Origin of the sequence: Marseilla massiliensis, from assembly GCF_016899855.1 — a bacterium.
GTDB lineage: Bacteria > Bacteroidota > Bacteroidia > Bacteroidales > Bacteroidaceae > Prevotella.
In genome coordinates, this window is the sequence record NZ_JACJJG010000005.1 from 1 (window position 1) to 21102 (window position 21102).

Below are 21102 nucleotides of genomic sequence, written 5' to 3' on the forward strand. Positions count from 1 at the left end.
CTTATCCATACTTCAAATTATATAACAAAACTATTGATTTTTAATCTTTTAAAAGAAAAACTCGATGTGCTCAATTTTATGTTGCTGAAAGGCCATCCAACAAAACTGCGGAAGAACCGAACTTTCTCTCCGAAGCTCCTCCGTTTACAGGGTACTTTTTGAGGGTACTGTTTACCCTATCAGCCACCTCTTCTACGGAGATTCTACCATTCTCACCCCAATTTAAATTATAGAAGGTGGTGAAAAAAGAGGATGCTTCAGTTTTATAGAGAGGTTCTTTGCCGGGTAAGAAGTTGGGCAGCTTCTCGGTCAGTTCACGCATTTTGCGCAGGCCGGAGCCACGTTTCTCCATGTAGTCGAGCTGGGTAAACATATCGGCAATGACGGGGTTGCGACGTATGGACGGAACATTGTAAATATCGCGGTCTTGAATCTGTGTGCCGTCGAGCATCGCGCCGGGCGAAACTAATTCTACACGGTCATCGTAGATGTCGATATGTACCTCACCGCCCATCACCGTATAATCCCGATGGATAAGGTGATTGACCAATCCCTCAAAGATAGCTCGGTCGGAATAGTCGGGCAGATTGAGGCGGTAGTTTGGCATCTTCACCCATCCGCTCATGGTGTAGTTCTTAATGAAATCCATGCCATATTTCAGAAGCAACACAAGATTGGCACGATGCTCCACGGAGCTGATGGCATCATCTTTATAAAGCCCCGTCCAACGGGTACAGAATATGCGGGATTGAAACACGGTGCAATTATCCACAAATAACAGTCCGGCATTGGTAAGTTTTCCGTCAGAAGTTACCAAGCCAAATGATTCAAGATATTTGTCGTTCCATTCTTGATGCGTCTGTTCGCGGAACGTATTAGCAAGGATGATGAAAGAGTGCTTGCGTGCGTCCACTTGCGTGGGGAGTGAATCCCATGTCATGTGTGTACCTTTCAGTACCAACGAGAGAAGTTGTTGCGAATTGCATTCCACGCTTTCATTGCCAACTCTTACAAAAGCCGTGCGCGTTCCGTCTTGGTAATAATAATAAGGTGTCAAAACACCAGCCTTGACTTTCACTTCAAGCAGGATGCGTCCTTCGTGCTCAATCGATATAAGCTGCACCTCCGGTACAGGGTCAAGCCTTGCCTTTATCATTTCGCTGATAAAGTCGGCATCCGCCTGTACGTTCTTCAATCCCACAATTTCACCTTCATCGTTTACGCCATAGAACAAGCTGCCGCCCTCCGTATTGGCAAAGGCCGACACGGATTTCAGCCACGACTTCACTTTCTTGCGTTCCAGCATCTCCTTGAAATCGTAAGACGTACATTCTGCTATAAGTCTGTTATCGTGTATCTGCATGATTTTCTCGTTGTTATAAGGGTGTAATACCCCAATATCGTTTACAAACATACGGAAAAAAGTCCGTTTTCCGTTCAATTAGAATGGGAAAAAACGGATTAGGGAGAAGAAATCTTCGTAAAATCCATTCCTAAATGTGATTATATGATAGATTTTCCTAAGATTTTCTATACCTTTGTATTTGTGATAATTAATAACCAAAGGAGTCGTGGCAAAAAATTTTGAAATACGGAACAGTACGGCAGAGTTTCTTACCTTTATTGCCGAGGGTAAGGAGAATGGTGTTCAAGTGTTGTATAAGGATGAAACAATTTGGGCAACACAAAAAGCAATGGCGACATTATTTGATGTAGGTGTTCCGGCCATCAGCAAACATTTGAAAAATATCTTTGAGAGTGGAGAGCTTGATAAGAATACGACTATTTCCAAAATGGAAACAGTCGTGAATAGGGGCTTCCGTGGAGAATCAAAAGAAGAAGTTGAGTTCTACAATCTTGATGCCATCATATCCGTAGGCTATCGTGTCAATTCTGTTCGTGCCACGCAATTCCGCCAATGGTGTACATACGTTCTACGTCAGTTTGCCATCCGTGGATATGTCATAGATAAAAAGCGGATGGAAAACGGCTCATTTATCGGAGAGGATTATTTTGAGCATCTGCTTGCCGAAATTCGTGAGATACGACTGAGTGAACGGCGTTTTTACCAGAAACTTACAGATATATATGCCACGGCCATAGATTATAACAAGAGTGCGCCCACAACACGGCTGTTTTACAAAAAGGTGCAGAACAAAATGCACTATGCGGTACATGGGCATACCGCTGCGGAATTGATAGTTGACCGTGAGGATGCACAGAAAGAGCACATGGGTTTGACCACATGGGAGAAGGCTCCGGACGGAAAAATAGTAAAACCGGATGTAAGTGTTGCCAAGAATTACCTTAAAGAAAATGAACTGGAGGCAATGGGACGTATCGTCAACAGTTTTCTTGATATAGCGGAAGATATGGCGAAACGCCATATTCCGATGACGATGGAGGATTGGGCGAAACGTATTGACAAATTTCTGGATATAACGGACAGACCTATTCTTTCCGATGCAGGAAAGGTCACGGCTGAATACGCCAAAGAGTTTGCCGAAACGGAGTTTGAAAAGTATCGTGTCATTCAAGACCGCCTGTTTAAGTCCGACTTTGATAAATTGGATGACAAAGATTTGCCTTCACTTGATTTTACGCCAGAAAACTCTTAATCAAAAGCTATGCGATGAAGAGTTTAGAAACTTTTGAAGAAACCTTTAGTGATGCAGTTTTAGGTTATATTTCAATATTGATATTTCCCTCGTTTTTCTTTCGTTATTTTCGGCGGAAAATCGTACTTTTGCGACATAGAGCTGTGGTTGCTTATGGATGCTTATTTTCGGGTTTGCATGATATTTGCAACACGTTCACGCAAGTCGCTGAGGAATATAACGTATTGATTTTGAGGAAGTCAAATAATTTTATAGATAAGACAAACGGTACGTAAAAGCGGGCAGCTCACCAGAGTTGCACGCTTTTGCGTTAATAGTGGGGATGGACTTCTTGTCGTGTGGAGTTTTTTTGTCGTGGTGGCTTACTGAATGGTGACGGGATGATTGCAGCCCACTGACCTTGCGGTAGCGGGCTGCGGTGTCTGTATGATGTTACCGGGCACAATACTCCCGCCCGGAATGGGAGTTCCTTTCTTTATTGGGGTTATACTTCGGTTATATTCCGTTTCAAGCGGAACTTTTCCCACCCGACGGTTCACTGTTTCTTCAATGTAGGCAATTCTCCAGTGAGTTCGTAACGCCACTCTGAACCTGCACTCTGCAAGGCGGTGTTCATGGCATCAACGGCGTTCTGCCAGGTAACGGTTGTGCCGTCCACCTTCGTGGCTCCGCCGTTGTCATTGTCGGGGAGGCCGCTCCAGTAGCAGGCGGTCACGATGCCGTAGTTGTATCCCACCACGCCGCCTACATTGAGGCTGCCGGAGACGCTGCCCGAGGAGGTGCAGCCGGTCACGGTGCCGTAGTAGTTGCGTCCCGCCACACCGCCGACATCGCTGTATCCAGAGACATCGCTCGTGTCGTAGCAGGCGGTCACGGTGCCGCCGTTCCATCCCACCACGCCGCCGACAGAGGAGTCACCGGAGACACTGCCCGAGACGGTGCAGCCGGTCATGGTGCCGCCGTTGTATCCCACCACGCCGCCGACACGGGAGGAGCCGGAGATGCTGCCCGAGGCGGTGCAGGCGGTTACGGTGCCCTTGTCGTTGGCTCCCACCACGCCGCCGACATACCAGTAGCCAGTCACGCTCACATCTGTTAGCGTCACGTTCTGCACCTTGCCGCCGGAGCCGAGGTAGCCAATCAGCCCTACATAGTTTGTCCCTTCTTGGTTGACGGTCAGCCCCGTGATGGTCTTGCCGTTGCCGTCAAAGATGCCGGTGTATGCGTTATTGTAGTCTGCGCCTATCGGCGTCCACTCCATATCCGTCAGGTCGAGGTCTGTATCAAGGGTGATGTTGATGTCGGTCGCTCCGCTGTTCACCAGGCTGGCGATGTTCTTCAGGCCCTCGGCGTTGTAGACCTCGTAGGTATTGCCGTCCTCCGATACGGTATATCCCTTGTCCTTGTTCAGCGTGATGTTGTAGAACTTGCCCGCTTCGGGGGTGATGGCGGCAGAGAGGTTGCGTTCCTCGGTGCCGTTTGCCTGCAGCTTGGTTATTGTGTAGCCGGGCACCACGTTCGCCTCCCAGCAGGTGATGGCGTTGCCGTTTTCGGTGTATTCGCACTTCTTCATCTCTATCCAGCCCTCTTGCGAGCCTTGCACTACCGTGCCCTTTTCATAAGTACACTGTGTGTAGGTATAGAGCTGGAGGCTCTGCACCTGGTCGAGTGCATCGTCCGAAGGCGTGACGCGCACCTTGGCCAGACGGTGGGCAAAGGTCAGCGTGACGGGTGTCTGGTAGTCTCCCGTGCCCGTACCGCCCAGCAGGTAGGCAAGACTTTGGCTTTGGTCGCCGAGGTCGAGGGTGCCGTCCGTGGCGGGGTACCAGGCGCTGACGGTGTGGGCCTCGTCCCTGTCGCTCCAATACAGGGGTGTTTCGGCTTCGACGGAGCCGTCGTCCCGCACGGTGTAGGTGCCGACCTCTCCCTCGCCGTCTATCTGCACGGCGAACCGGTCGCCCGCATCGAACGTGCTGCTTTTGCCGTCCCCGTTCTCGCTGACGCGCGTCTGCGGTGTGCCCCAGGGCTGCGCTTCGCCGCCCTCCACGCCGAGGGTGATGCGGGCTATCTCCAGCGGGTATTGTCCTTCGGGCAGACGGTCACCGTCCGCCAGTTCGTCCTTCGTGCAGGCAGCAAGGAGAAGGAGCAGGGCGACAAAGCCTATATGATATGAATATCTTATACTCATGTATTTCAGGTTTAATGGATAATTCACTTAAAGGTCTGCGCTCACGTTGCCACCGGTTACCGGATTCCAATCGGTAATCTTGGCAGATTCGATGCTCAGGTCCTTGTTGCGGACGGTGACTGTCCAGGTGTAGTTGTTGCCGGCTTTCAGTGCGCCGTCGGGAATGGTGAGCGTGGCGGTGTAGGGCTGGCTGTTGTAGTACACGCTCAGTTCGATACTTGTCGTTGACTGCGGGAAGAGGATGACCGACGAGGTGAGTGCGCCGTCCAGTTCCATTGTAAGGTCGGCTGTCTGTGCGTTCGCATCCGTTTCTGCCGTGCCGGTGGTGGTGTCGAAGCTGCCCGTCAGCATCAGTCCGGAGAGCGTGTAGCCGGTGGGTTGGATGGTAGAGAAGTCCACACTGCTACCCTCCTTGAAAGTGAGCGTAATCTGGCTCATGCAGTGGTGGAAGGAACAGTCCGTGCCGCCTGCATCAGTGTCGTCGGTAAAATTCACTTCAGGATTGTGCGTACTGGCAGTGGCACCGGTGGCATAGAGGAAGTCGATGGCGGGCTGGTTCTGCTGCGCCGTGGCATCGGTGGTGGCGGTCAGTGTCCCGCCGTCCGCATCGTAAGGATAGTAAGCGGAGAAGGTGGTCGGGTCGTCATCTTGGAAGAAGATAATGGTTCCTGTCGGTGTGAACTTCCCGCTTTCCCACCGGTAGGGCACGTTGGTGTAGCCGAAGCGGCTTTCGGAGATGCCTATCTTGTCACGTTCCGCCCAGGTGGTTCCGCTGGCGCGGGTAGCTACGGCGTCGGAAATTTCGGCATTAATCACTGCGGCCACGGGGCCGTCGTTCAGGTTCTCGTTGTCGTTGGTGCAGGCGACCGCACAGAGGGCGAGCACTGCGATTGGAAGTAATCTGGTATTCATCGTATCTTTCATTTATTGTTTCTTTCCCGTATTTCTTTTTCCATTGTTATTCTTTAGATTTCGGCATCCACTCCGCCGCTGTCCACTGTTTCCCATCCGGTGATTTCACCGGTGAAGCCCGCCTCGTCTGGGGTCTCGGCCAAGGTGCCGCCGAGGGTCAGGGGTGTGGTCTTGTCGTCGTTGAAGCCATCGAGGGCCGCCGTAAGGTCGCTATTGAGAGATGTAGGCTGCGGGTTGCCGTCCGTGTAGGTCAGTGTGGCGGTGAGCCGCTGCGAGTTGCCCGCAATGCCGAGCAGCCGGACGGTTGCCATCCACTTGCCCACATCGTCGCCCTCAGTTATCTTCGTGAAGTGCAGCTTCACCTCCGAGGGCGTGCCGTGAGTGCCCGTGGCGAAGTCAAGTGTCCCTGCCGCTCCGCTCAGCGTGCCCTCGATGCTCTCGATACGCTCTGCCGCATCGCCCGTCGGCTCGATGACGAGGGTCAGCTCACGCACCTGCTGATGCATGACGGCGGTCAGCGAGTAGTCGGTGTCGGCTTCTATCTCTACCTCCTGCACGGAAGTGAAGAGCCAGCCGGGAGTATTCACGATGCAGCCGCCGTCCGCTGCGGCCACAGCAGCCGTCATGCCGCTTACCGTGATGCCGTCGGCAGGGTTATACACCGCAAGGGTATAACTGCCCGGATTGAAAAGATAGTCCGGCGAGTGGGTCGCACCGGTCTCCGTGCCTGTATAGCCGCCCATCGTCACTGTCCACTCCGCAGGGATGTCCACGCCCTCGCCGCGGTCGCTCCAGTCGGCGGTGACGGTGACCTTCCCTGTGTCGGGATGTGGCGTGTCATGCAGTTCGTCCTTGACGCAGCCGCCCAGCGTGAGCAGCAGCGCAAGGGAAAGAATCGTTGTCGTATATCTTGTTGTTGTCTTCATATTTTCCTCCTTTCGCTAAAACAGCTTCCACACTAAGGTAACACCCGCATTGACCGGGCCCCACCAGTTCTTCGTCTCCTTGCCGGCACGCACACGCACGCCGTCAATGACCTCATATTTCTCATAGTCCGCGTGCAGGCAGCCCACGGCCACATTGAAGTCCAGCGACAGGGCATCGCTGAGCCGTAGCTGGTAGCCGCCGGTGATGCCGCCTCCCATCAGGTCGCCCTGCTTGCCGGTTGCGGAAAGCTTGTAGTTGAACTCGCCAGCCTTGAACATCACGCCCAGATAGCCACGTTTCTCCTTGCCTGTATAGTAACGCACTCCCGGCATCACTTCCCACAGGGCGTACCGCCTGTCCTTGCCGTTCCACGACCACGATGTCCACGAACCGTTTACGAGGATTCCCCACGAGGGATGGACGCGCCACTCCAAACCCAAGTCGGGGGTGAGTGTAGCCCAACGCAGCAGATTGGCACGCAGGGCAAAATGGTAAGGGGCAGATGATGGGGATTCCAACGAAGTGGCAGTTATCTCTTGTGGCTGTTCTGCTTGCCTTGCTGCCTGTTCTTTGGCGGGTCTGTCAGCTTCTGCTTTTTCGGCAGCGTGGCGTTCTTCTTCAGCCTTGCGCCTTTCTTCAGCAGCTTTGCGTTCCTGTTCGGCTCGTTCGGCGGCAAGGCGTTCTTCCTCTGCCTTGCTCAGCCCTGCCGATTCAACGGCGGATGCTTCCGGTGCAGGTACTGTCAGACGGACGATGACTAAATCACCGTCGGCAGCATGGCTTTTGGCGTGGGGCTTGGTGATGAAACATTCCTCTTTGATTCCGCCGCGCACAATGAGTTCCGATTTCACCCGGTTGGAACGGATGGCGGCCATCCGCAGGTTTTCCTTTTCGCTGTCAAGGGAATTGCAGTAGCCGTCCACATAGAGCGGAAGACTGCCGCCGAGTATGCTGTCCTTGTTCCGGCGCACGCATTCCAGCAGCCGGGCAAGTTCCCGGTCGTTGCCGTCAAGCGGCACATAGAACATATCCTTCTGTGGTACGAAACGGAAGGTGTAGGTGGTGTCCGCTTTCTGCCGCGTCGCAAACGTGGATACAGCAGTAAGCAGCGAGGCAATAATCAGTATTGTCTTGATTTTTATGCTCATATTCGTAACATGTTTATGGTTTAAGGATACAGTGCTACTTTACAAAGTAAGCATAAAAATCCCGTATTTCAAAGTGTAAGTTGTTGAAAAAGAACGGCTTTTGTAGATACAGCAAAAAATTGTCGTTACGGCAATGGTACGTTTTGTTGTTAGAGCAAAAATTGTAGTTAGAGCAAAAACGTACGTGAGTAAAATTAACGTGAGTTCGGTATAAAAATAATACTTCTTTTTGAATAAAGAACTTACATTGTTTTGTAGTTCAAGCGGTCGGTGGGTATCTGTCACATCATTATTATACCGAACTCACGTGTTATTATCAATTGATGTGCCTCATTCTGACGGTAAAAGGCAGTCTTTTGCCTCATGAAAGGCGGCCTTTTAGCTTGTCAAAGAGTATGTATTGGAAAGCAAAAGATGGCCTGTTGCATCTTCATAGTTTTCCCGTTGTTGTTTATCTTCAAAATGTTCTTTCATCTTTCAGCCTTGCTCTTAATAGCCTGGCTGTCAGTTGTTTATGAGCTGACAGATATCTGACGGGCATCTGTCAGCCCTTTCCTGTCAGTTGCCGGCATAAAAGAAGCTGAAAGATTCACTCTCAATCTTTCATTGTCCAACTTTTTGATAATCAGTGAGTTATCCTCTATGCTGACAGACTGACAGATGTTTAGCGAAAATTATTATTATTTGTTTACTTATAAAACACAGTCTTTAAAGTGAGTACGGTATAAGAATGATACCCACTGACCGCTTGAAGTAGGATTATTATCACATCATCATTATACCGAACTCACGTTTTTTATAGTACAAAGCCTTACCTGTTGAAGGGCATAATGCTTATATCTGTTTTTTTACTTTCCCCATACACCTAAACTGCCGATGAGCTGTTTTTCCTCCATTTGGAGGGAGAGCAGCCTTCCTTGTCAGTGAAAATCTTGGTGAAATAGCTCAACGAAAGGAATCCCGACGCTTCCGATATTGCCGACACTGTAAGTTCGGGCTGTTGAACCAACATCCGCTTGGCGTATTCAATACGGAGTCCCGCAATCCATTCGCGGAAAGACATGTGGTAAGTTGACTTGATGTAGGCAGCCAGATAAGTGCGGTTAGTGTCGAGCGTGCCGGCCAGTTCCTCAATGTTAAGTCCCGGGCTGGTATATCCCTCCATGCCGACCCATGAGTCAAGTTTCTCTCCAATGCCAGCATAATAAGCCGGCGTTATCTGTGGCGGCTCTTTACGGGTCTGCCGATTTTTACCCCCCCCAATGGGCTCCGGCGCCATCTTTTCGAGAATGGTCTCCACCTGTTCGTAAAACAGAAGGTAGTTCATGTAAGACCAGTAGAGGTAGATGTAGAAGGGGATGGACGAAATAATCCACAGGAATACATACCTGTCAGGCAGGAATGTCAACAATCCGCAGCTGATACCGTATATGACCGCCCACCAAGTGAAGACGGACATCCACTGTATGTAGGCGGCGATGTGCTCGGAATGGGTGTCGTCAAACAGTCGTACGGCACGGCGGTAGGTCATGATGAGCCTCCGTGCCAGGTGTATGCCGTAGGCGAGCAGCCACAGGGCCATGACGAACAGGCCCGCGTATTGCCACGCTCCTTTTGGCATAAGCTCGAGTATAACCGCCGAAAGGGCAGTGAACGCCAGCCAATATATAATATGCCTCATAAAGCGTTGCCTCGTAAGGTACGTTCTGTCGAGCAAGGCTGTAAGTGCCGAACTGAACAGCCAGTAGGACAGGAAATACGTTGATAGGTTCATCAGGATGGCCACTCCCGGGCGGTAGAAGCGCACTCCGAGAAACAAATGAACCGAATAGTTTGCCGAAAGCGCCATCAGCGCCACGCCCATGATACGTCGTGAGCGTACGTAGTTGGCGAAGATGGGCTTGTCGGGAGTCTTTGCGGCAAGGAAATAGGCGGCAAAGAAGAGCATCAGCACCAGTGCCGTGCCAAGTGAGAATTCATATATCGTATAATCCATCGTTGCTTGTTTTAGTGCGCCGGCCGTTTTCTGGAAAGGCGCCTCCCCGGTGTCTTTTCAGCGGATTGGCGTTGTGCGGACCGAATGTCACGGCGTAGCAGGTACAAAAATACAATGTTTTTACGTCTTTATGAATTTTCATGCCATGTATTTTATGTTAATACGGCATAAAGGCGGAAAACCGGAGTCACGTTAATGCGCTGGCGGGATGGTACGGAATATGTTAATATGCCAAAATGGAGACACTCCCCATTTTGGCATATTCTCTGTAGACAAGACGAAATCTTGAGGTTATTGTGGTTCTGCGGTATGTCCTCTTACGTTGTATGCGTGCATACGGCATGTCCCGTTTACAGTGCTTGCCGTTCGTGTGGCAAGGATGTTATTTGTGTTATTTCACTTCCTCGAGATACAATACCCGGCTGGCGTAATCGTTCAGCTTGTTGTAGTCTACGTCGTGTGTGTATGGAATCTCGAGTCCCGTGTCCATGAGGAACGCGCCGCTGAAGGTCTTTCCCTCGAATTTCAACGGGTTGTTGTCTATTCTGTCAAGCTCGTGTACGCGGTAAGTCTTTGTCCTGTCGAGGCCGGCCATCTTGACGCGTGGCAGGTGCTGGTTGACGAAAGTCTCGGTCTTCCACCAGTAGAACACGGCTTTGTCCTTAGCCTCTGATGTGTACATGAGCGACGCAACGCCCAGTCTGTCGTACGGAGATACGAGCCGGTAGATGTCGCCGAACTGCACGACGGGCCTGATTTGCTTGTACTCGGCAATGGCCTTGCGGCACAGCTCCTTCTCTTCGTCGGTCATGTTCTTTGGCTGTATCTCCATGCCGAGCCGTCCGCTCATGGCCACGTCGATACGGAATTTGATAGGTATGGTGCGGAACGTCTGGTGGTTGGGCTTTGAGCTGATGTGCGACGCCATTGCTATTGCCGGGAAGAAGTATGACGTGCCCCACTGCATGTAAATGCGTTGCAGCGCGTCGGTGTTGTCGCTTACCCAGAACTCGTCGAAGTATGGCAGCACGCCCCAGTTTGCCCTGGCACCTCCACTGGCGCAAGCCTGTATTATGAGGTCGGGATACTTGGCCCTGATACGCTGGCATACCTTCTCGAATCCGCGGTGGTAGTTGATGTACAGATGGCTCTGGTTGTCCTTTGTAAGGTATGTCGAGCCGTGGCTCTGTATGCCCATGTTGGCGTCCCACTTGATGTATGCTATTTCGGGATATTTGGTCATGAGGTTGTCAACCACGCCGAACACGAAGTCTTGAACCTCGGGGTTGCCCAGGTCGAGCATTAGCTGTGTGCCCCCTCGGCCTGTCGCCGGCTGTCGGTTGGGCGCGTTTACAATCCACTCAGGGTGTTTCTCGTACAGTTCGCTCTTGGTGTTGGTAGCCTCGGGCTCAATCCAAATACCGAATTTCACGCCGTTTTTCTTTGCGTCGCGCAGCAGTCCCTCAATGCCTTCCGGCAGTTTCCGCTTGTCGACTGTCCAGTCGCCGAGCGCTGCGTTGTCGCTGTTGCGCTGGTATTTCGTGCCGAACCATCCGTCGTCCATGACGAACAGCTCTCCGCCCATCGATGCAATGTCGGCCATCATCTGGTCCATGCCCTCCTGGTTGATGTTGAAGTACACGCCCTCCCAGCTGTTGAGCAGTATCATTCGTTCCCTGTCGCCGTGCATGAGCCGGTATTTGCGTCCCCATCGGTGGAAGTTGCGGCTGGCTCCGCTAAGTCCTTCACGGCTGTATGTCAGGGCGAGTGCAGGAGTGGCGAATGTCTCGCCCCGTTTCAGGTTGTACGTAGAGTTCTCCTCGTTGATACCCGCGAAGAAGTGGTGATACTCGCTTTCGTCGGTGTCAACACGGAGTTTGTAGTTGCCTCCGTAGCACAGCGCCGCGCCGATTGTTGCTCCGGTGTTCTCCTGTGGGCGTCCGTCGAGCGAGAACATAACCTCGGCGTGCGCGGTGTGCGAGTTGCGGATGCCGTCCTTGTTCTTGATGACTTTCATGCCCGGTTCGAGCGGTTCCTGCAATAATCTCCCTTCATTAGCCCATGCACCGTACAGCGACGACAGCCATACCGTGCCCCGGCGTATAGGCAGGTAGCCCGAGGCGAACTGGTTGAGCGCCACCTCTCCTTTCTCGTCATGGCGTATCTCTGTCCACGTCTCGATGATGTCCACGTCGTTGTATGCCCTGTAGCACACGTCGACATAGAACGGATATACCTTGTCTTTCATGCTGACGCGTGTCACGGTGGCGTTGCCCTCCGTAGCTGTTGTAACATTCTCAACCGCCATTTGCAACGACATGTTGCCGTCGGCGTGCTTCACCGCCAGCGCGGTCTCGCCCTGGCAGTTCATGCCGTACACGGGATAGGCGGCGTATGTGGCGCCCCCGGCGTTGGAAAGTGCGGCAAGGTCGGCGGCCGACAGCCTGTCGCCATAGTACATTTGCTTAAGTTCGGCGCCCTCGGTGGCGTCGATTACCAATGAAGTATGTGGCGTGGCAACCTCTATTGGGGCCGCCGCCGCGCCGCTTATGAGTGCCAACGCACCCGCAAGCAAGCCAAGTCTTTTCATGAAGTCCATTTTTGTTCGTATAGTTTTCAGATTATTTTCCGCTTGCAAAGTTAGTGATTGTAATCCGAAAAGGGCGATATTATTTTGTCAGATATTGGTATAAAATCGCCATGTTCACGATCTTCGGCATTTTATTGTGGCTGAGAGGTGCCGCCGGCGGCCGAGTCCCAATGCAGAAGTCGGCGGCCGCTCCACGACGCCGGCCGTGCCGCTGAGGGGATTATCGTGGTATGTAACGCGCCGTGATGACTTTTGGGACACTATATATGCATATTTGTATCGTTTTTGTCAAAAAAGTATGACAATTCAAAAAAATAGCATTATATTTGCGTATATTTTTTAATTGACCTTAAATACCAACGTATCATGACCAAGAATAATTCCGAGCATTATATTCTCAGGGAAATTACGCCGCTGTCGGAGAAGGACTGTTTCTACATCGTTGACCGTCACAAAAAGGAATTCACTTATCCCATACACTGTCATGATGAGTACGAGCTGAACTTCGTTGAGCACGGCAGGGGGCTTCAGCGCATAGTGGGCGACTCGGTCGAGACCGTTGACGACTATGACCTTGTGCTCATTACCACGCCCGAGCTGGAGCATGTATGGGAGCAGGGCACTTGTGACTCGGAGGACATACGCGAGATAACGATACAGTTCTCGCCGCATTTTTTTGACAGCCTTGCCACTACCAACCAGTTCGACCGCGTCAAGACAATGCTTGACAAGGCACGCAACGGCCTGAGTTTTCCGATGGAAGCCATCATGAAGATATACTTCCTGCTCGACACCCTGCCCGAGACAAAGGGGTTCTATGCCGTAACCCAGTTTCTTACGCTGCTCTACGAGCTGTCGTTCTTTACCGACAAGGCGCACAGCCTGTCGACGTCGTCGTTCGCCAAGGTGAACGTACAGGCCAACAGCCGGCGTGTGCTGAAGATACAGCAGTACATCAGCGACCATTATCAGGACGAGGTGCACCTGTCGAAACTGGCCGACATGGTGGGCATGTCGCCGGCGGCTTTCAGCCGTTTCTTCAAGCAGCGCACTGGCAAGAAGCTGTCAGACTATATCATAGACATACGCCTCGGCCATGCAGCCCGTATGCTGGTGGATACGACAATGTCGGTAGCCGAGATATGTTATGACTGCGGTTTCAATAACCTGTCCAACTTCAACCGTATCTTCAAGCGCAAGAAAAACTGCTCGCCTACGGAGTTCCGCGAGACGTATTTCAAGAAGAAAATCATTATTTAGTTTCTTTACGGCGTGCCTTCAATATGCGAAGGCACGCTTATTTTTATCCAGACGTCAGTTGTAGGGTGTTGCTTTCCAGACCATTTATAACTTGTTGCGTACTTCTATAGTAGCCAGATTTGCGACCGCCTGGCTACGATGAGGGGATAAGATATAAAGAAAAAGGTTTATGATGTCATGATTGTTTGTACCTGTTTATGATGAAAATGCACGATGAATGATGTGTGTCCGTATTATATTTGTTTCCTGTTGGCGAAATGTCAGCCATTATTTGCTGTACCGCCTGATGTGTAATGTTTATGCGGCATTTGGCTTGCATGTTGATTTGCGTTGACGTCTCTATACGGCGATATTCTAAAATAAAATACTGACGGACGTGAATATGGCCTGAAATGTGTGCATAATTAAATACTTGATAACCAGTAGTTTAATCCTTGTTTGCGTATGAATGTGCAGTTTTGCGACGCAAAATAGCCCATGAAAAGCCGTGTTTCGGTCTTCAAAATGCGGCTTTTGGGTGCGGTAAAGACGGTCTTTCAAGTTGTAAAAGGCCGTCTTTTGTGTCATGAAAGACCGTTTTTAGGGTAGCTAAAGGCCGTTTATTGTCATGCTAATGACCGTATATGGCATTGCCGACGTTCTATTTCGGCTGTTCAGACGGACATTTTTGTTTTGACATTTTGTTACTTCGGGCATAACGTCAAGAATCAGGTGATTGTGCCGGTCGAAAAGTAAGAAATTATATGTGCGGGCGAAAAAGTATTATGATGTGGTAAAATTGTATTTGTCAAAGATAATATAAGAATGTAACTTTGCAACCGAAAATATGTTGAAAACTTGACCTTGACAGTCAAATCTGGTATTGACATAATCTAAAGCGGCCCGCGGAGAGGTACGCATTTAAGTAGAAAACCAATAATTTAAGCAATTATTATGAACCTTGTATCAGCAATAACTTTAGGGGCATGTATGCTGGTTGCCACTGCATGCCAGGCACAGAAGCAGACGAGAACGCCTGAGGCCGTAGCCATGCTCAAGACTCTTGAGAATATGCCGCGTGACGGTAAGTTCATGTTCGGACACCATGACGACACGATGTACGGCATAGGCTGGGTGGGTGATGAAGGCCGCAGCGACATCAAGAGCGTGTGCGGCGAATATCCCGCTGTGATGTCTTTCGACCTTGGCGACATTGAGCTCGGGCACGACGTCAACCTTGACAGCGTGCCGTTCGACAAAATCAGGCGCGAAGCCGTGGCTCAATACCGTCGCGGCGGCATGGTTACGATGAGCTGGCACGCCAACAACCCACTGACGGGAAAGAACGCGTGGGACGTGTCCGACTCGTCCGTGGTGCGCTCGGTGCTGCCCGGCGGGGCCAATCATGAGAAGTTCTTGGGCTGGCTCGACCGTGTGGCAGACTACCTGAACTCGATAAAGACCGCCGACGGCGTTAAGGTGCCGGTGCTCTTCCGCCCGTGGCACGAGCATACGGGCAGCTGGTTCTGGTGGGGACAGGCGCTCTGTTCTACCGAAGAGTACAAGGCCCTGTGGCAGCTTACGTACGACCGTCTGGCGGCCAAGGGCACCGACCAGTTGCTTTGGGCGTACTCGCCCGGCATAGAGCCGAAGGACACTGCCGAGTATCTTGAGCGTTATCCCGGCGACTCGAAGATAGACCTTATCGGCGCTGACGCTTACCAGTATGGCACGAATGCCGAATATATGGCTACGCTCGACCGCATTCTCGGCATCATGGAGCAGGTAAGCCGTGAGCACGGCAAGGCCATGGCGCTGACCGAGGCGGGCCATGAGTCGATACCCGACAGCACGTGGTGGACGCAGACTTTGCTGCCCGTAATAGCAAAATATCCCATAAGCTACGTGCTCGTATGGCGTAATGCGCACAACAAGCCCGGACATTACTTTGCCCCGTATCCCGGCGAACCGTCGGCAAAAGACTTTGTCAAGTTCCATGCCGACAGGCGGACAGTGTTCGTAAAGGCCGGAGGCGAAAAGTAAAAAGGTAAAAAAGTAAGAAGGTAAATATATAAGGTGAGAGATTGAGGAAGAAATAATAACCAAAAATAAAATAAGCAACAATGAGTCTGTTTGATGAAAAAGTAAAAGCCCTGTTCGCAGAACATGAGGCCCTGATTACCCGCAAGAACGAGCCCGTAAGCCAGTCAAACGGTATTTACACAAGATATAAATACCCCATATTGACTGCTGCCCATACGCCGGTGTTCTGGCGTTATGACCTTGACGAGAAATCCAATCCTTACCTGATGGAGCGCATCGGCATGAACGCAACGATGAATTCGGGCGCCATCAAGTGGAACGGTAAGTACGTGCTCGTTGTACGTGTTGAGGGTGCCGACCGCAAGTCGTTCTTCGCCGTGGCCGAGAGTCCCAACGGTGTGGACAACTTCCGCTTCTGGGATTATCCCGTAACAATGCCCGACGACGTGATTCCAGCCACCAATATCTACGACATGCGCATTACCGCACATGAGGACGGATGGATTTACGGAGTGTTCTGCGCCGAGCGTCATGACGACAACGCGCCCGCCGGCGACCTGTCGGCGGCAACGGCAACGGCTGCCATCGCCCGCACGAAAGACCTCAAGACGTGGTACCGACTGCCTGACCTCAAGACAAAAAGCCAGCAGCGCAACGTTGTGCTTCACCCCGAGTTTGTTGACGGGAAGTACGCGTTCTACACCCGCCCGCAGGATGGATTCATCGACACCGGCAGCGGTGGTGGCATCGGTTGGGCGCTCGTTGACGACATAACCCACGCCGAGATAACCGACGAGAAAATCATAGACCTGCGCTATTACCATACCATCAAGGAGGTGAAGAACGGCGAAGGCCCCCATCCTATAAAGACTCCGAAGGGCTGGCTGCACCTTGCCCACGGCGTAAGAGGGTGTGCGGCAGGCTTGCGTTACGTGCTCTACATGTATATGACTGCCCTTGACGACCCGACGAGAGTTATCGCCGCGCCCGGCGGTTACTTCATGGCGCCGGAGGGAGAAGAGCGTATCGGCGACGTGTCGAACGTGCTGTTTGCAAACGGTTGGATAGCCGACGAGGACGGCATGGTGTACATCTATTATGCGTCTTCCGACACCCGCATGCACGTAGCGGTGTCAACAATCGACAAACTCGTCGACTATTGCATGAACACTCCCGAAGACGGACTGACCACAACGGCGTCGGTTGAAACATTGAAGAAGCTGATTGACCGTAATATGAAGATAATGAAATAACATGGAATATAGTCTAACTATGGAAAAATGATAAAACTAAGGGAAAAGATAGGTTACGGCTTCGGAGACATGGCGTCGTCCATGTTCTGGAAACTCTTTGGAGCCTACCTCATGATATTTTATACAGACGTGTTCGGTTTGCCTGCCGCCATGGTAGGAACGATGTTCCTCGTAACCCGAATATGGGACTCCGTGTTCGACCCTGTCGTAGGAATCGTTGCGGACCGGACCAACAGCCGCTGGGGTAAGTTCCGTCCTTATATACTATGTCTTGCCGTGCCGTTCGGTATTGTTGGCGCGCTTACGTTCTACACCCCGTCGTTCGGCCTTACCGGAAAGCTGGTTTACGCTTACGCCACTTACTCGATTATGATGATGGTTTATTCAGCCATCAACGTGCCTTACGCGTCATTGCTTGGCGTGATGAGCCCTAATCCGAGCGAACGCAACACGCTGTCTACCTTCCGTATGACGTTTGCCTACATCGGCAGTTTTATCGCGTTGCTGCTCTTTATGCCAATGGCCAACGCCTTCAGCGGGCACAGTAAGGACATAGCTGACCAACAGACGGGATGGTTTATGGCTGCAGCTACCATCGCCGTGCTGTGTGTTATCCTCTTCCTGGGCTGCTTCTCTTGGACAAGGGAGCGTGTAAAGCCCATCAACGAGCAGAAAACGTCACTCAAGACGGACATCAAAGACCTGCTGCATAACCGTCCGTGGTGTATTCTTTTCGTAGCCGGCGTGGCGGCGTTGGTGTTCAACTCTATCCGTGACGGTGCCGCCGTGTACTACTTCAAGTACTATATTGTCGAGGATAATTTCCATACTGTCAATCTGTTTGGCGTCTCGTTCGTGCTCAGCGGACTGTTTCTCGCCGTTGGCCAGGCAGCCAATATCATCGGAGTTGTGCTCGCCGCGCCTGTCAGCAACAAGATAGGAAAGAAGCGTACGTTTGCTCTTGCCATGCTGTTGACCGCCGTTCTAAGCGTGATCTTCTTCTGGTTTGACAAGGACGACATTGTTCTTATCTTCGTGTTCCAGTGCCTTATCAGCATGTGTGCCGGCAGTATATTCCCGCTGTTGTGGTCGATGTACGCTGATTGCGCCGATTATTCCGAGCTGAACACTGGCAACCGTGCCACCGGACTGATATTCTCGGCCTCGTCGATGAGCCAGAAATTCGGCTGGGCTATAGGCACCGCGCTCACCGGTTGGCTGCTTTCCTATTTCGGATTCCACGCCAATGCCGCGCAGAGTCCCGAGACAATACACGGCATAAAGCTGTTCCTGAGCTGGCTGCCGGCAGCCGCTTCGGTTGTGTCGGTTGTCTTCATCCTATGTTATCCGTTAGGAGAACAGCAGGTATCTAAAATCATAGATAAGTTAAACATTAAGCGTTCACAATCTAATGAAGGAAAAAATAAATAAGCTTTGCATGGAGGTTAGGGCCGAACTCGAGAACGACATCCTGCCGTTCTGGAGCGGTAAGATGGCCGACAACGTGCGTGGAGGATTCTACGGGCGCATTGACGGCAACGACGTTCTCGACACCGAGGCGCCCAAGGGAGCGATACTTAATGGCCGCATATTATGGACTTTCTCGGCCGCTTACCGCCTGTTGGGCAAGCAGGAGTATCTCGAGACGGCCACGAGGGCCAAGCGTTACCTGATAGACAAGTTCTATGACAAGGATTTCGGGGGAGTATATTGGTCGTTGAATGCCGACGGCAGTCCGCTCGACACAAAGAAACAGATATACGCTTTGGGCTTCGCGATATACGGATTGAGCGAATATGCCCGTGCCACCGGCGACGATGAATCCCTTGACTATGCCGTGAAACTGTTTGAGACGATAGAGGAATACAGTTTCGACAAGGAGAGAAACGGATATATCGAGGCCTTCATGCGCGACTGGCAGCCCATAGCCGACATGCGCCTTAGCGACAAGGACGAGAACATGAGCAAGACGATGAACACCCACCTGCACATCCTTGAGCCTTACGCCAACCTCTACCGTGTGTGGAAAGACCCGCGTCTGGAGCGGCAGTTGAGGAATCTTATCGAGCTGTTTATCAAGAAGATACTGAACGGAACGACGTATCATCTCGACCTGTTCTTTGACGACGACTGGACGGTTAAGGACGAAATAATATCCTACGGGCATGACATCGAGGCGTCATGGCTCATCCACGAGGCAGCGCTTGTGCTTGGTGATAAAGCCCTTTTGAAGGAAGTTGAGCACATAATAAGGCATATCGCCATGGCTGCGGACGAAGGACTGAACCCTGACGGCAGCATGATTTACGAGACTTTTGTAGCCAAGGACAAGACCGACCGTGAACTCCACTGGTGGGTTCAGGCCGAAAACGTAGTAGGTCACTTCAACCTTTACCAGCATTTCGGTGACGTGAATGCTCTTGACACGGCCATTGACTGCTGGCTGTTTATCAAGGACAAGCTCGTTGACCATGAGCACGGGGAGTGGCATTGGAGCATAATGCCCGACGGAACGGTGAACCGCAAGGACGACAAGGCCGGCTTCTGGAAGTGTCCTTACCACAACGGAAGGATGTGCCTGGAGATAATCGAGAGAACGAGATAATTCATAATTGTATCAAAGTGTATATGAAGAGAACAGTATTGGCAGTCTGTCTGTGCGCCCTGGCACATTCGGTAACGTGGGCAAAGGTCGACTTACCCGATATATTCAGCGACAATATGGTGTTGCAGCAGCAGACTGACGCACGCATTTGGGGCTGGTCCGAGCCTGGCGCAAAGGTTACGGTGGGCACGTCGTGGAGCGGCAATGCCGTGACCGTTGACGCCGACAAGAACGGCAAGTGGACTGCCACGGTAAAGACTCCGGCAGCCTCTTACGCCCCGCAGACGCTGACTATCGCGGATAAGGACGGGCAGGTGAAACTCTCTAACGTGCTCATCGGCGAGGTGTGGTTCTGCTCGGGACAGTCTAATATGGAAATGCCGCTTGCGGGTTTCGACAACTGTCCCATATCCGGAGCCAACGAAGTGATAGCCACGTCGGCGCAATATAAGGGCATACGCATGGCCACTGTCGAGAAGAACGGCCAGCTTTCGCCCGTAGACCGTTGTCAGGGCAAGTGGAAAGTGTGCAATCCCGAGAACTCGCCGCGCTTCAGCGCCACGGCGTTTTTCTTCGCACGGATGGTCAACAGCGTGCTCGATGTGCCCGTGGGCATTATCAACTGCAGCTGGGGAGGCACGATGGTAGAGGGCTGGTTGCCGCGCGACACCGTGGCAAAGTATCCTGACATCGACCTGAAACGCGACATCCGCAAGGAAGAACCGCACGACTGGTGGCACTACCTGAGCCCCACGCTGATGTATAACGGCATGCTCCGTCCGCTTGAAGGATATACAATCAAGGGCTTCCTGTGGTACCAGGGCGAGTCGAACGTTGGCAAACACAAGACCTACGCCCAGCGTCTTAAGACCATGGTAGACCTCTGGCGCAAGGAGTGGGGACAGGGAGAGCTGCCCTTCTATTTCGTCGAGATTGCCCCGTTCGGCAAGTACGAGGGCAGGGCGTCGGCCTTCCTGCGTGAGGCGCAGTACAAGGCTCAGTCGCTGATTGCCAACAGTGCGATGGTATCTACCAACGACCTTGTAGAGCCTTACGAGGCCGAGAACGTACACCCGAAGGACAAGCGCAGTGTAGGTTCGCGCCTGGCTTACCAGGCGTTGGCCAAGACATATGGCGTAAAAGGCATAGAGGCCGACTGTCCGGCATACCAGTCGATGGAAGTGAAAGGCGACACCGTGGTGCTCAGCTTTGTTCATGCAGACAACGGATTCAACCGCATGAAGGGCATGGAGGGCTTTGAGGTGGCCGGCGCCGACCGTGAGTTCTATCCCGCCAAGGCCGAGCTGATGGGCAAGAACCAGATAGTCGTGGTATGCGACAAGGTCAGCAGTCCCGTGTCGGTACGCTACGCGTTCCACGATTATTCGCCCGGCAACGTGGCAAACCTGCGCGGACTGCCCCTCGTGCCGTTCCGTACGGACGACTGGGAGTGGTGATGCTTGTGCCGTTTGCATGCGATGATTTTACACAATAGGTGTTTTTTGATGTTTATATAAGGATTGTTTTTTTGCTTGAGACGGTCTTTCGCCTTGTGAAAGGCCGTCTTTTAGCTTGTAAAAGGC

General features: G+C 51.9%; 13 protein-coding genes and 1 pseudogene. 7 read left to right on the forward strand and 7 right to left on the reverse strand.

Annotated features, from left to right (window positions below):
• Positions 1 to 115: 115 nt before the first annotated feature.
• A pseudogene (locus tag H6A34_RS02170) lies at positions 116 to 1363 on the reverse strand (RNA-binding domain-containing protein); the annotation flags it as partial.
• Positions 1364 to 1571: 208 nt separating this feature from the next.
• Here H6A34_RS02170 and H6A34_RS02175 point away from each other — a divergent pair.
• The gene (locus tag H6A34_RS02175) at positions 1572 to 2618 is read left to right on the forward strand and encodes a RhuM family protein (protein WP_205103181.1); all 1047 of its coding nucleotides are present in this window, start codon (positions 1572 to 1574) and stop codon (positions 2616 to 2618) included.
• A gap of 535 nt (positions 2619 to 3153) precedes the next feature.
• Here the strand turns inward: H6A34_RS02175 and H6A34_RS02180 are convergent.
• From H6A34_RS02180 to H6A34_RS02205, 6 genes are all read right to left on the reverse strand, one after another.
• A complete protein-coding gene (locus H6A34_RS02180; RefSeq protein WP_338088580.1) occupies positions 3154 to 4833 on the reverse strand; it encodes a GLUG motif-containing protein in 1680 nt (559 codons plus the stop codon).
• A complete protein-coding gene (locus H6A34_RS02185) occupies positions 4834 to 5718 on the reverse strand; it encodes a fimbrillin family protein (RefSeq protein ID WP_205103183.1) in 885 nt (294 codons plus the stop codon).
• A gap of 53 nt (positions 5719 to 5771) precedes the next feature.
• The gene (locus tag H6A34_RS02190; protein ID WP_205103186.1) at positions 5772 to 6644 is read right to left on the reverse strand and encodes a FimB/Mfa2 family fimbrial subunit; all 873 of its coding nucleotides are present in this window, start codon (positions 6642 to 6644) and stop codon (positions 5772 to 5774) included.
• 15 nt (positions 6645 to 6659) lie between these two features.
• On the reverse strand, positions 6660 to 7793 hold the full coding sequence (locus tag H6A34_RS02195; RefSeq protein ID WP_205103188.1) for a DUF3575 domain-containing protein: 1134 nt from the start codon (positions 7791 to 7793) through the stop codon (positions 6660 to 6662).
• Between the two features lie 865 nt (positions 7794 to 8658).
• Positions 8659 to 9789: a helix-turn-helix domain-containing protein gene (locus H6A34_RS02200; RefSeq protein ID WP_205103190.1), complete on the reverse strand. Its 1131-nt coding sequence runs from the start codon at positions 9787 to 9789 to the stop codon at positions 8659 to 8661.
• Positions 9790 to 10180: 391 nt separating this feature from the next.
• Positions 10181 to 12388, reverse strand: coding sequence for an alpha-galactosidase (locus H6A34_RS02205; RefSeq protein WP_205103193.1), 2208 nt, complete (start codon positions 12386 to 12388; stop codon positions 10181 to 10183).
• Between the two features lie 357 nt (positions 12389 to 12745).
• On the opposite strand from H6A34_RS02205, the gene H6A34_RS02210 reads away from it, so the two are divergent.
• The 6 genes from H6A34_RS02210 (at position 12746) to H6A34_RS02235 (ending at position 20976) form a co-directional block, all read left to right on the forward strand.
• A complete protein-coding gene (locus H6A34_RS02210) occupies positions 12746 to 13639 on the forward strand; it encodes an AraC family transcriptional regulator (protein ID WP_021947448.1) in 894 nt (297 codons plus the stop codon).
• A 933-nt stretch (positions 13640 to 14572) separates the two neighbouring features.
• The gene (locus tag H6A34_RS02215; protein WP_420870792.1) at positions 14573 to 15661 is read left to right on the forward strand and encodes a glycoside hydrolase family 26 protein; all 1089 of its coding nucleotides are present in this window, start codon (positions 14573 to 14575) and stop codon (positions 15659 to 15661) included.
• A gap of 80 nt (positions 15662 to 15741) precedes the next feature.
• Entirely contained in the window at positions 15742 to 16914 is a 1173-nt protein-coding gene (locus tag H6A34_RS02220) for a glycoside hydrolase family 130 protein (RefSeq protein WP_205103195.1), read from the forward strand.
• Between the two features lie 27 nt (positions 16915 to 16941).
• Complete coding sequence (locus tag H6A34_RS02225; protein ID WP_205103198.1) at positions 16942 to 18345, forward strand: MFS transporter; 1404 nt, start codon at positions 16942 to 16944, stop codon at positions 18343 to 18345.
• Positions 18326 to 19519 carry an AGE family epimerase/isomerase gene (locus H6A34_RS02230; RefSeq protein WP_205103200.1) on the forward strand — a complete coding sequence of 398 codons (1194 nt, stop codon included), beginning with the start codon at positions 18326 to 18328 and terminating at the stop codon, positions 19517 to 19519. The genes H6A34_RS02225 and H6A34_RS02230 overlap by 20 nt, the downstream gene beginning before the upstream one ends.
• A gap of 23 nt (positions 19520 to 19542) precedes the next feature.
• Positions 19543 to 20976 (forward strand): sialate O-acetylesterase, encoded by a 1434-nt coding sequence (locus tag H6A34_RS02235; RefSeq protein WP_205103202.1) that lies wholly within the window; start codon positions 19543 to 19545, stop codon positions 20974 to 20976.
• Positions 20977 to 21102 lie beyond the last annotated feature (126 nt).